The sequence below is a fragment of the Silicimonas algicola genome (assembly GCF_003970735.1).
In the GTDB taxonomy this organism is placed as follows: domain Bacteria; phylum Pseudomonadota; class Alphaproteobacteria; order Rhodobacterales; family Rhodobacteraceae; genus Silicimonas; species Silicimonas algicola.
Genome location: NZ_CP034588.1, coordinates 405,712 through 417,820, shown reverse-complemented (window position 1 = coordinate 417,820; position 12,109 = coordinate 405,712). Strand labels below are relative to the sequence as shown.

The 12,109-nt window shown below is 67.1% G+C and carries 12 protein-coding genes; 5 read left to right on the top strand and 7 right to left on the bottom strand.

Annotated features, from left to right (window positions below):
* Window position 1: 1 nt before the first annotated feature.
* The 4 genes from EF888_RS02030 to EF888_RS02015 all read right to left on the bottom strand — a co-directional run bounded on the left by EF888_RS02030 (window position 2) and on the right by EF888_RS02015 (window position 2,007).
* On the bottom strand, window positions 2-556 hold the full coding sequence (locus EF888_RS02030) for a F0F1 ATP synthase subunit B' (RefSeq protein WP_109757215.1): 555 nt from the start codon (window positions 554-556) through the stop codon (window positions 2-4).
* A 75-nt stretch (window positions 557-631) separates the two neighbouring features.
* The gene (locus EF888_RS02025; RefSeq protein WP_109757214.1) at window positions 632-868 is read right to left on the bottom strand and encodes a F0F1 ATP synthase subunit C; all 237 of its coding nucleotides are present in this window, start codon (window positions 866-868) and stop codon (window positions 632-634) included.
* 52 nt (window positions 869-920) lie between these two features.
* Complete coding sequence (locus EF888_RS02020) at window positions 921-1,628, bottom strand: F0F1 ATP synthase subunit A (RefSeq protein ID WP_109757910.1); 708 nt, start codon at window positions 1,626-1,628, stop codon at window positions 921-923.
* 55 nt (window positions 1,629-1,683) lie between these two features.
* Window positions 1,684-2,007, bottom strand: a complete 324-nt coding sequence (locus EF888_RS02015) for an AtpZ/AtpI family protein (protein ID WP_109757213.1) — start codon at window positions 2,005-2,007, stop codon at window positions 1,684-1,686.
* Between the two features lie 234 nt (window positions 2,008-2,241).
* On the opposite strand from EF888_RS02015, the gene EF888_RS02010 reads away from it, so the two are divergent.
* A complete protein-coding gene (locus EF888_RS02010; RefSeq protein WP_109757212.1) occupies window positions 2,242-2,604 on the top strand; it encodes an ArsR/SmtB family transcription factor in 363 nt (120 codons plus the stop codon).
* On the opposite strand, the gene EF888_RS02005 is transcribed toward EF888_RS02010, so the two are convergent.
* The gene (locus EF888_RS02005; protein ID WP_109757909.1) at window positions 2,579-3,457 is read right to left on the bottom strand and encodes a LysR family transcriptional regulator; all 879 of its coding nucleotides are present in this window, start codon (window positions 3,455-3,457) and stop codon (window positions 2,579-2,581) included. The genes EF888_RS02010 and EF888_RS02005 overlap by 26 nt on opposite strands.
* Before the next feature lie 145 nt (window positions 3,458-3,602).
* Between EF888_RS02005 and EF888_RS02000 the strand changes: the two genes are divergently transcribed.
* The gene (locus EF888_RS02000) at window positions 3,603-4,442 is read left to right on the top strand and encodes a universal stress protein (RefSeq protein WP_109757211.1); all 840 of its coding nucleotides are present in this window, start codon (window positions 3,603-3,605) and stop codon (window positions 4,440-4,442) included.
* On the opposite strand, the gene EF888_RS21630 is transcribed toward EF888_RS02000, so the two are convergent.
* A complete protein-coding gene (locus EF888_RS21630; RefSeq protein ID WP_164721552.1) occupies window positions 4,436-5,128 on the bottom strand; it encodes an SIMPL domain-containing protein in 693 nt (230 codons plus the stop codon). The two genes, EF888_RS02000 and EF888_RS21630, sit on opposite strands and share 7 nt — an antisense overlap.
* A 126-nt stretch (window positions 5,129-5,254) precedes the next feature.
* On the opposite strand from EF888_RS21630, the gene EF888_RS01990 reads away from it, so the two are divergent.
* A complete protein-coding gene (locus tag EF888_RS01990) occupies window positions 5,255-8,155 on the top strand; it encodes a hypothetical protein (protein WP_164721551.1) in 2,901 nt (966 codons plus the stop codon).
* A 153-nt stretch (window positions 8,156-8,308) separates the two neighbouring features.
* Here the strand turns inward: EF888_RS01990 and hppD are convergent, their stop codons facing one another.
* Entirely contained in the window at window positions 8,309-9,412 is a 1,104-nt protein-coding gene (gene hppD, locus EF888_RS01985; protein ID WP_109757208.1) for a 4-hydroxyphenylpyruvate dioxygenase, read from the bottom strand.
* Window positions 9,413-9,544: 132 nt separating this feature from the next.
* On the opposite strand from hppD, the gene EF888_RS01980 reads away from it, so the two are divergent.
* Together EF888_RS01980 and EF888_RS01975 are read left to right on the top strand one after the other, a co-directional pair.
* The gene (locus EF888_RS01980) at window positions 9,545-10,006 is read left to right on the top strand and encodes an Lrp/AsnC family transcriptional regulator (RefSeq protein ID WP_109757207.1); all 462 of its coding nucleotides are present in this window, start codon (window positions 9,545-9,547) and stop codon (window positions 10,004-10,006) included.
* 10 nt (window positions 10,007-10,016) lie between these two features.
* Entirely contained in the window at window positions 10,017-12,017 is a 2,001-nt protein-coding gene (locus EF888_RS01975; RefSeq protein ID WP_109757206.1) for a cation:proton antiporter domain-containing protein, read from the top strand.
* Window positions 12,018-12,109 lie beyond the last annotated feature (92 nt).

Below are 12,109 nucleotides of genomic sequence, written 5' to 3'. Positions count from 1 at the left end.
GTCACCCCTTCACGTTGTTTGCGACGGCGGCATCGACCGACGCGTCATCCACGTCGACCCCGAGGGCGGCGACGACGGCGCGTGCGGTGTCGCGGGCGACCTCGTGGACGGCCTCTGCCGCACCTTCGCGGATCTCGGCGATGCGGGCCTCGCCTTCGGACGTGCGCGCGGCGATCTCGGCATCGGCCTTGACGATGGCTGCGTCGACGTCGTCCTGCATCTCGGCCTTGGCCTCGGCGGCGATGCGCCCGGCTTCGGTACGCGCGTCGGCGAGCGCCTTGTCGTAGGCGGCCTCGGCGGCAGCGGCCTTGCTCTTCAGCTCTTCGGCCGCGGCGATGTCGTTCGTGATGGTGCCCTGACGTTCGGCGAGAACGCTGGCGATGCGCGGCAGCGCCACGCGGGACAGCACGAAGTAGATGACGACAAGCGTCACCACCAACCAGAAGATCTGGTTGGCGAAGGTGCTGACGTCGAGTTGCGGCAGACCCGGTGCGGCCTCGGCGGCGTGCGAGCCAGTCTCGAGCGCGCCTTCGCCTACTAGTGTTTCCGTCGCCATGGCGACCTCCTCAGACCCTGTGACCAGCCGGGCGACCCCCTGGGCGGCCCGGCACGTAAGGATGGCGAGGCGCGCTTAGACGGCGAACATCAGCAGAAGCGCCACGAGGAACGAGAAGATCCCGAGAGCTTCGGCGAAGGCGATGCCGATGAAGAGCGTGGCGGTCTGGCCGGCGGCGGCCGACGGATTGCGCAGGGCACCGGCGAGGAAGTTGCCGGCGACGTGGCCCACACCGATGGCGGCCGCGCCCGAACCGATGGCGGCGAGGCCGGCACCGATGAATTGACCCATGTTTGCGATATCGCCTTCCATGTCGAATGCTCCTTACGTTGGAAGTGTGTCTGAAACTGTTGGTTGGCCCGACCTAGTGCGACGGATGCAGCGCATCCTTGAGGTAGACGCAGGTCAGGATGGTGAAGACGTAGGCCTGGATGAAGGCCACTAGGACCTCGAGGCCATAGATGGCGACCACGGCCAGGATCGACAGCGGCGCGATGGCGGCGACGGCGGCGAAGGTCGCGAAGACCTTGATGACCGCGTGCCCGGCCATCAGGTTGCCGGCAAGTCGGATCGAGTGGCTGAGAGGCCGCACGAAGTAGGAGATCAGCTCGATCACCGCGAGGATGGGCCGCAGCGCCAGGGGCGCGGACGAAACCCAGAAGAGACCGAGGAAGGCGGCGCCGTTCTTGACGAAGCCGATGATGGTGACGGCCAGGAAGACCGCGAGCGCCAGGACGGCGGTGACCGCAATGTGGCTTGTCGTGGTGAAGGCCATCGGCAGGAGGCCGAGGAAGTTCGCCATCACGATGAACATGAACAGCGTCATGATATAGGGGAAATACTTCAGGCCGTCCTTGCCGGCCACATCCTCGACCATCTTGTAGACGAAGCCGTAGGCAAGCTCGGCGATGGACTGGATGCGGGAGGGGATCAGCGCGCGGCCGCGGGTTCCGAGGATAAGCAGGGCCGCGATGCAAGCGACCGTGAGGGCCATCCAGAAGGTGACGTTGGTGATCGTGAAGGCGTTGACCGGGCCGTCGCCGAACAGCGGCTGCACGATGAACTGGTCCATCGGGTGGAACGAGAGGCTGCTGCCGCCTTCTGCGCCGTGAACTTCTTCCGCCACCTCAGTCCCCTTCCTTGTCGCCGGGTGCGCCCGGCGTGAATTCTCTCGCGCTGGCGAGCATGGTCTTCACCCCCGCCGCGAACCCCAGAAGCGTGAACACCACCAGAAACCACGGCAAAGTGCCGAAGAGGGTGTCCAGCCCGAATCCCACTCCGAAGCCGATCCCCAGCCCCGCCACCAGTTCGATCACCATGCGCCATGCCACGTTGAGCTGGCTGTAGTGTTCTTCCTGGTGCCGCTTCGCCGCGTCAGGGACGCGCTTACTGGCCAGTTTGGCTTCGAGGGCCTCCATCCGGGCCTTCCGATCCTGATCGGTCTCGGCCATGACGTCGTGTCCCCCATGAGAACTTGGGCGATGTCTAGAAAGAGGGTGGTCGCGAGTCAAGCTGACGCAGGACCAAGGGTTTTCTGCTGTAGTCCATTGAATCGCATCGGTAATCACCAGCAAAGGAGGGCGAGGTTCAAAAGGTCGCGGCTTGAAGCATATTCAACCGTATGGTTGAGGTTTCGGCGCCTGACCCATTGACGTAACGCCTCCTCAGGCGTCAGATCCCCCGCCATGCCCGCGCTCGACAGCATCTTCCACGCGCTTGCCGACCCGACCCGGCGCCGCATCCTGACCATGCTCCTCGAGGATGACATGGCGGTCACCGATGTGGCGGATCCCTTCGAGATGTCGCTGGCGGCGATTTCGAAGCACCTGGGCGTGCTGACGCGCGCCGGGCTCATCAGCCAGGAACGGCGAGGCCGACTGACCTGGTGCAAGCTGGAGCCGCAGGCGCTGAAGGACGCGAGCGTCTGGATGCAGGGCTTCGGTCAGTTCGAACCGGTCGACCTGGACGCCTTCGAGGATTTCCTGAAGCGCGAGTTTTCGGAGCCCGACAGCGAGGAGGACGTCACCACTCCTTCGCCTCTTCCTTGAGGAAGGCGAGGAAGGCCTGGACCTTGGTCGTGCGGTGCAGGTCGACGTGGGTCACGATCCATGACGGCGAGGTCCATTCGGGTCGGGGCGGAATGACCTGAACGAGGCCCGGCACGTCGCCTGCCTCCCACCCGGACAGAAAGCCCATGCCGACGCCTAGGCGGATCGCCTCGATCATCGGTCCGAAGTCGGAGGCGCGGAACACGATGCGCTCCGGCGGGACCGTCGTCACGAGCCATCGCAGGAACGGTGCGTTCGACGACAGGTTGTCCTGCGCCACGAAGTCATGGCCTGCGAGATCGTCGTCAGACGCGGGGCGGCCGCGCCGCTGGATGTAGCCCTCGGAGGCGTAGAGGGCGACCTCCTTGGCGAGGAAGGGCTGGACCACGTTGTCGGGGTTCTGGGGCTTGCGCCCCGCGCGGATGGCGACATGCGCCTCGCCGTATTCGAGACGGAGCAGCTTTTCGCCGGTGATGTAGCGGACCAGCACCTCGGGGTGACGTTCGCGGAACCGAACCAGAAGCTCGGTGATGCGCTTCGACAGCGCCGGAAGCGAGGTCACGACAAGCTCGCCCGAGACCGCATCGCCCTGCCCCCGGATGCGGTTCACGAGTTGCGAGAACTGGTCGTCCGTCGCCTGCGCGACCTGGAGGAGGTCACGTCCCGCCTCGGTCGCGCTGTAGCCGCGCGCGTGGCGCTGGAACAATTTCACGCCGAGGCGCGCCTCGAGCGAGTCGATATGGCGGATGACCGTAGCGTGGTGGACGCCGAGCGCATCGGCGGCGCCGCTGACCGTACCGAGACGGGCGACATTGAAGGCGGTGCGGATTTCGTCCCACGTTCCTAGTGACATGGATGGGTTATGGTGCACGATCGCGCGAAATGCGAGAGTCATCGCGCAGGACCCGCGCTTCCGGCGCGCCCGCCCGGCTTGATCCAGCGCAAGGCGCGCGCCCCGTCCGCCGGCGCAGGATCGGTCCAACGCATGGAGGTAAGCTATGAGCTACAAAACCCTCGTCACCGTGGTTCGCGAGCCAGAGCTCGACCGCAGCCATCTTGACGCCGCCCTCGCCTTTGCCGAGGCGCAGGACGCGCATCTGCACATCCTGAGCCTCGGGATCGAGCACATCCCGCCCGAGGCCTTCTATGGCGGCACCACGCCCATTGCCATCCAGGGCACCATCTCGGACGCCATCGAGGAGGCAACGGCTGCCGAAGCCTTCGCCAACGAGCAACTCAAGCGCTCGGGCGCGAGAGGAGAGGTCCAGCGCGTCGTCGCGCAGATGGGGGCCGTGTCCCAGATCGTGGCCCAGAACGCGCAGCTTGCCGACCTGGTGATCCTGTCGAAGCCCTATGGCGAAGGCCGCAGCGGCGAGGATGTCGCGGTGCTGGAGGCGGCGCTGTTCTCGACCCGGACGCCTGTCCTCGTCCTCCCGCAGGGCAAGACGATCGTCCCGGCGCCCAAGCGGGTGGTGGTGGCGTGGAACCAGTCCGGCGAGGCGCTGGCCGCGATCCGGGCCGCCCTTCCCCTGATGCGCGAGGCCGACAGTGTCGAAGTTCTGGTCATCGATCCGCCGCGTCATTCCGCCGGGACCGCAGACCCCGGTGCGCCCCTGGCCGAGATGCTGACCCGGCACGGGATCGAGGTCACCGTGTCCGTGGTGGCGCAGACGACGTCAAAGGTGTCGGATACCATCACGCGTCATGCCGCCGATCAGGGCGCGGACCTGGTCGTGATGGGAGCCTACGGCCACTCCCGCCTGCTGGAGGCGGTGCTGGGCGGGGCGACGCGCAACATGCTCGAGAACGCCGCCCTGCCCATGATCGTCGCTCACTGAGCGGCGATGGAGAACACCACGGTGACGGTCACGACGGTCTCGATCTCGCCCCGCGCGATCGGGACATCGGAGGCCGCCATCCGCATCTCGGCCTGGGGATAGGGGAACGGCATCGGAGGCATCGTCGCCTCGGAGATCGTGGTGACCTCGCCGAGGGTCACGCCGCCCGCCGCGGCCAGGCGTTCGGCCTTTGCGCGGGCGTCGGCGACGGCGGCGGTGCGGGCCTCGTCCTCGAGCGGGCGCGGCTCGGCCACGCTGAACGACAGCCCGTTGATCGTGTTCGCGCCGGTCGTGACGAGCGTGTCCAGAAGCGCGCCGAGCGCATCCAGATCGCGAACCCGTATCATCAGGTCGTTGTTGGCGATGTAGCCGGTGATGCGTGCGCCGTTCTGGTCGCTGTGATCCCACCTGGGCTGGAGGTTGAGCGAGGAGGTCTGCACGTCGCGGGGTTCGATCCCCGCTTCGGTGACGGCGACGAGGACGGCGGCGGCGGCTTCGCTGGCGGCGGACATGGCCTCGCCCGCGGTCGCTGCCTCGCGCATGACGCCAAGGTTGATGACCGCCATGTCGGGCTCGGCGGCGATGCGGCCTTCGCCGGTGACGACGATGGTGCGCGCCTCCTGCGCGGAGAGGGTCATGGGCAGGGCGGCAAGGCCCAAGGTCAGGATCAGGGTGGCTAGTCGCATGGGGAATCTCCGGAACGGGACAACTGTAGTGACAGAACCTAATCCTCGCGCCGCGTCGGCGCATCCCCGCAAATTGGCGGCGCTCCATACGTGACGACCCCACGGAGCCATGCTATCTCCTCGGTCATGACGAGCCGCTGGGGTTACGATCTTGATATGTCCGCCATCCGGCTCATGCGCCGGGACGGCAAGACGTGGCGAGAGATCGGGGCCGTCAAGATCGACGGGCCAGACATCGAAGACCGGCTTTTCGCCATGTCCGCGCACATGGACGACCCGTCCGATCCGGTGATGCTGTTCCTGCCGCGCGACCAGATCCTTTACATGGATGTCGACATCAGCAGCGAGGATGCGGTCGAGGTCGACATCCACCGCGCGCTGGACGGGCGGACGCCCTATGTCCTCGACGAACTCGAGATCGACTGGGAGATGACGGCCCCCGGACAGGCGCGCGTCGCGGCCATCGCTCTGGAAACGCTGGACGAGGCGGCCGCCTTCGCCGAGGCGCGCGGCCTGCGCATCGCGGGATACTCGTCTCTGGCGGCGCGGTCCGATTTCCCCCGGCCGCCGGACTTCGGCCGGCCGAACATGATGGATGACCTCGACGAGCCGGTCGCAGTGCCGGTGGTCGAGGACGAGGTCCCATCCGAGGCGGCCGCACCCGAGGAGGCTGTCGAGGCGGTTTCGAACGTGGCGATGGACGTGGCGCCCGAAAGCGTCGCGCCGGTCGTGGACGAACCCACGGCCGAAGTGCAAGTCAGCTACGTCTCGGTGGGGCCGGCTGAGATTCCGGCTGCGGTCGTCGAGGTCGGCGTTTCCGACGAGATTCCGCTGGACGAGACCACGGAGGACGCGGGCACCGTCGTCGACCAGGACGTGGTGCCGGAGACCGAGACGGTCACAGACGACGAACCGACTGCGACGGCGGATGACGGTCTCGAGGTCTCTGCCGATGCGGAGGCCAGCGACGAGCCTGACGCTGAAGAGGCGGCTGACGAACAGAGCGAGCCGGAGGAGGCTGACGACAGGGCTTCGTTGCCTGCGGACGTCGTCAGGTCGCGCCTGATCCTCGGAAATCTCGCCGAAGATGACGAGGCCGCGCCAGCCGAGGACGATGCGTCGGAACCCGTGGTTCCCCATAATTTCCATACGAAACGCGAGACGTCGCGGCCGCCTTCGACGCCGGTGTCGTTCTCGCCCGACGCGATCGGCGAACCCGTTCTCAAGGTCGACGATCCCAGGCCGGTGATGACTGTGAGGCCGCGCAGCCTGGCTCCGCTCCACCCCGGTGTGCCAGTCAACGGACCGAAGGTTCCGCCGCGCGTCCGGACCGATATCGCGGCGGGGACGATGCGCCGGCAGGTGGCGAGCCTGACGCCTCCGGCAGCCGCCTCGGTTCGTGCGGCACCGCGCGCAGGCGGTACGATCCGCACGCTGGCGGTGCTGGCCGTGGCGTTCATCCTCACCATCGGGATCGCCACGCTGGTATGGTCGCTGCTGCCCCTGCGGCCGAGCGAAGCGACAGTTCCGACGGTGCCGCGCCCGGTGGCGAACGATCTGGGGGCAGTCACGCAAGTCGAGCCGGAGCAGCAGGCGGCGGTGGTGCCGGAGCCAACCGAGGCGCCCATCGTGGACGCAGCTCCAACCGTGGCGGCGACCGATCCCTTGACGCCGACCGCGCCGGAAGAGCGGCCTGCGGGCACTGCGGCGGCAGTGCCGGATGCGGCGGTCGGGACCGACCAAACGGCCGCGCTGGCCCCTGCCCCGGCAGAAGACGCCGGGCCGTCCGTCGATACGGCGGCCGTCGCGGCGCCGGAGCCGGACTTGCCTGTGCCCTCGGTCGAGACGACCGTGGCGGAAGTGCCGTCGGTGGCGGTGGATGAGGCGGAACCGACTGAACTGGCAGCACTTTCCCGTCCCGTCACGGCGTCCGCGCCGAAGCTGACGAAGCTGCTCCGCTCGGGCGAGGGGCGTCCGCTATATGATCCGCAGCCGCCCTTCGCGGTGGCGCCTGACGGGTTGTCGGCGATCATGACGGCGGCGCCGTTTCCCGGACCGGACACCGACGAGGACATCGCCGAGACGACGAACGACATCTATATCGCCTCGATCGAGCCGAGCGATCTGGCGTTCGACGCCATTGCGCTTCCCGCTCCGGCCGGTCTGTCGGGCGACAGGATTCCGACTGTCGAGGCCGCGCCATCGCCGCCGGCAGAGCCTGAGGACGAGGTTGCGGCGCTGCCCGAGGCGGCGCAGGCCGACGCCGACGCCGGGCTCCGGGCGGCCATCGACGCGGCGACCGAACTTGCGTTGTCGGAGGCGGAACCGGCAGTTGCAGCGGAGGCAGAGACGGTCGAAGACCCCGGTCTTCCGGCGCTGACGGCCTTTGCGCAGGGGCTGCCGGAGCGGCTTCCCAAGGGTCGCCCGGGCGGGTTCGTGCAGGAGATAGAACGACAGCAATTCAATGGCTTGACCCGTTCGGAACTGGAAGGGCGCCGCCCGCCGGGGCGTCCGGAATCGGCGCAGGACGTGGCGGTGCGGGAGCAGGACGCGGGCACGGAGGCGAGCGCCTTGGCGGTGCCGACGTCGCTGTCGCCAAGGGGTCGCCCGGACGCGTTCGAGGCTGTGGTCAGCGCGGCGCTGGTGCGGCAGGAAGCGGCGCGGCTGACGGCGTCGCTGGACTTCGAGACGCCGAACACGAGCGACGCCATCGAGGCGGCGCTGGAGCAGGACATCGAGCCTGAGCCGAGGCCGCAGGACACGCCACGGCTGGCCATTCCGTCGAACGCCTCGGTGTCGCGGACCGCGACCATCGAGGATGCGATCCGGCTGAATTCCCTCAATCTTGTCGGGGTTTACGGAACTCCGGCTGACCGCAGGGCGCTGATCCGGCTGCCGTCGGGGAGGTATGTGAAGGTGAAGGTGGGTGACCGGTTCGACGGCGGGACCGTCGCGCAGATCACCGACACTCAACTTCATTACCGGAAGGGCAACCAGACGGTTTCTCTGAGCCTGCCGCGCGGCTGACACGCGCCCTTAACCCGGGTCGTGACGCGACGCACGGCGGTGCGGCGGACCGCCGGAACTCTTTCTTCGACGACGTCAGAAACAGGGCGATCCGTGAGAAACGGCCTGTCTGCAGAGCGTATGCAAGGCGTCGCAGCGGTCAAAGGACCGCGCTCACTCGGCAGCGACGTCGCCGTAGTCGCCCTTGGCCATCTCCTCGGCCTCGATCGACTCGAAGAGCGCCTTGAAGTTGCCCTCGCCGAAGCCGTCGTCGCCCTTGCGCTGGATGAACTCGAAGAAGATCGGGCCGATGACGGTCTTCGAGAAGATCTGGAGGAGGATCTTCGTCTCGCCGCCGTCGACCACGCCTTCGCCGTCGATGAGGATGCCATGGGTCTTCATGCGGTCGATGGGCTCTTCGTGGCCCTCGACGCGGGTCTTCGACAGCTCGTAGTAGGCGTCGGGAGGCCCGGGCATGAAGCGGACACCGCGCGAGGCGATCTCGTCCACCGAGTCGTAGATGTCGTGGGCGCCGACGGCGATGTGCTGGATGCCCTCGCCGTTGTACTTCTTGAGGTAGTTGACGATCTGGCCCGTCTCGCCGCGATCCTCGTTGATCGGGATGCGGATCTTGCCGCAGGGCGAGGTCAGCGCGCGGCTGAAGAGGCCGGTGAACTTGCCTTCGATGTCGAAGAAGCGGATTTCGCGGAAGTTGAACAGGTCCTGATAGAAGTGGAACCAGGTGTCCATGTTTCCCTTGAAGACGTTGTGAGTCAGGTGGTCGAGGTAGTGGAAGCCCACGCCTTCGGGGTTGGCCTTGGTCAGCCAGTCGAACTCGGCGTTGTAGGGCGAGGTGTCGTAGTAGTCCTCGACGAAGTAGATCAGGCTGCCGCCGATGCCCTTGATGGCGGGCACGTCCATGACCTTGCCGGGGCCGGTGTATTCCTCGGCGCCTTTCGCGAGGGCGTGCTTCAGGGCGTGCTCGGCGTCAACGACGCGCCAGCCCATCGAGGGGGCGCAGGGGCCGTGCTCGTCGATGAAGGCGGCGGCGTGGGTGCCGGGTTCGGCGTTGATGAGGTAGCTGATGTCGCCTTGCTGCCAAAGCTCGACATTTTTCGAGCGGTGCCTCGCGGCGAGGGTGAAGCCCATGCGCCCGAAGAGGTCGCGGAGAACCTGCGGGTCGGGATGGGCGAACTCGACGAACTCGAATCCGTCGGTGCCGGCGGGGTTCTTGTCGGTGATGGTGGATCGGGGGGCGTCGTGCGGGAAGGGTCCCATGGCGGTCACTCCTGTTCGCTGTTGCCTATAATGTAGGCTGAACGGTGCGCGGAAACCGCGCATTCTGGCCTTTGTGACACATCTATATGCGCGAAAATTGCATTTCATGGTCACGTTACGCATGATGACCGCATGGCCAGTCTTGACGACACCGACTACAGGCTGCTGACGGCGCTTCAGCGCGACGCACATCTGACGTCGGAAAAGCTGGGCGAGGCGCTGAACCTTTCGGCGAGCCAGGTCGGGCGGCGGCGTCAGCGGCTGGAGGCCGAGGGGTATATCGAAGGGTATCGCGCGCGGCTTGCCCCCTTGAAGCTGGGGCTTCACGTGCAGGCTTTCGTGTCGGTGCAGATGGCGACCCATGCGCCCGACCAGGTGAAGACCTTCGTGCGCATCGTGGAGACGCGCCCCGAGGTCACGAGCGCGTGGACATTGACCGGCGAGGCCGATTATCTTCTTCGCGTGTACTGCGAGGATCTCGCGGCGCTCAACATCCTGATCCACCAGGTCCTGCTTCCGCATCCGGCCGTGGCGCGTGTCCAGAGCCAGATCGTGATGGACCAATTGAAGGCAGACGGCCCTCTGCCGCTGTAGCGAGGACGACATGGAAGGCTTTCTCTTCGAAGCCGCCGTCTATCTTCTGGCGGCCGTGATCGCGGTGCCCCTGTCGGTGCGGCTGGGGCTGGGATCGGTGTTGGGATACCTGCTGGCCGGCATCGTCATCGGGCCGATCCTGGGTTATGCGGGCCAGGCCGAGGACCTTCAGCACTTCGCGGAATTCGGCGTCGTGCTGATGCTGTTCCTGATCGGGCTCGAGCTGACGCCGCGGGCGCTTTGGGACATGCGGCACCGGCTGATCGGTCTGGGTGGGGCGCAGATCGTGCTGACCGCCGGGCTGGTGACGGGCATCTGCTGGTGGGGCTTTTCCTATCCATGGCAGACGGCCCTGGCGATCGGAATGATCCTGTCGCTGTCGTCGACCGCCATCGTGCTTCAGACGCTGAACGAAAAGCGGCTGATGCAGACGCCGGGCGGGCGGTCCACGTTCTCGGTCCTTCTGACGCAGGACATCGCGGTGATCCCGATGCTGGCGGTGCTGCCGCTTCTGGCGGTGGGATCGGGGATGGCGTTCAGCCCGGACGGCTCGATCCAGCGGCCGGGGGACGACGCGGCGGCCAGGCATGGAGCCGAAGGTGCGGGCGGGGCGGAACAGACGGCCGAGGCGGCGAAGGCCTTCATCGAGTCGCTGCCCGCCTGGGGCGTCACGCTGGCGACCTTCGGCGCGGTCGCGGTGGTGATCCTGTTCGGGATGTATGCGACGCGGCCTCTGTTCCGCTTCGTCCACTGGGCGCGGCTGCGGGAGCTTTATACCGCCTTCGCCCTGCTCCTGGTCCTCGGCATCGCCTTCATGATGCAGCTTGTCGGTCTGTCGCCCGCGTTGGGGACGTTCCTTGCGGGCGTGGTGCTGGCCAACTCGGAATTCCGGCACGAGCTGGAAAGCGACATCGAGCCGTTCAAGGGCCTGCTGCTGGGGCTGTTCTTCATCACCGTGGGGGCGGGGATCAACTTCGGGCTCTTGTGGCGGGATCCGTTGCAGATCGTGCTGCTGACGCTTCTGTTGATGCTGACGAAGGGGCTGGTGCTGTGGCTTCTGGCGGTCGTGTTCCGGCTGAAGGGGCGGAACCGCTGGCTGTTCACCCTGGGGCTGGCGCAGGCGGGCGAGTTCGGCTTCGTGCTGGTGTCGTTCTCGTCGCAACTGGGGGTGCTGTCGGCCAGCCAGAGCGGGCGGATCCTGCTGGTGGTCGCGCTGTCGATGCTGCTGACGCCCTTGTTCTTCATCGCCTACGAGCGGCTTCAGCACCGGATGGCGGGCGACGGCGTGGACCCGCGCGAGCCCGACACCATCGACGAGCAGCAGAAGGTCATCATCGCGGGGACCGGGCGGTTCGGGCAGATCGTCAACCGGCTGATCATGCTGGCAGGGATGCGGGCGGTCGTGCTGGACAACAACCTCGAGGCCATCGACACGATGCGGCAGTTCGGGGTGAAGGGGTTCTTCGGCGACCCGACGCGGCCCGAGCTTCTGCACGCGGCGGGGCTGAAGGACGCGCGCGTGCTGGTGGTGGCGCTGGACGACAAGGAGGCGGCGCTGCGGCTGGTGCGCTATGCCCGGCAGCAGAGGCCGGACCTGCACATCGTGGCGCGGGCGCACGACCGGGTTCATGTCTACGAGCTGGTCCAGGCGGGCGCCGACAAGCAGGTGCGCGAATTGTTCGACAGCAGTCTGCGGGCGGGGCGATACGTGCTGGAGGAGATGGGGCTGACCGACATGGAGGCTGCGCGGATCGAGCACTTCTTCTTCCGCAAGGACCGCGAGGCGCTGCGTGAGCTGGCGGCGCTTTGGAAGCCCGGCGTGCCGGTGAGCAAGAACCCGGCCTATGTCGCGCGGTCGCGCGAGCTGAACTCGGAGCTGGAGGCGGCGCTGGTGGAGCATCTGGATCAGGCGCAGGGGCCGGTGAGCGAGATGGATATGCGGCCCCGGATGCGGCCCTTCTCGACAGCGGCCGCGCAGCCTGCAGAGACCGAACAGGGGGCCGCCACCTAGGCGGCGGACCGGCGACAGTTCACCGAAACGTGGGGTCGCGCCCTGTCCCTTCGGCGGCGGGGACTATATCATCGGGTCGGGCAGGGTCAAAA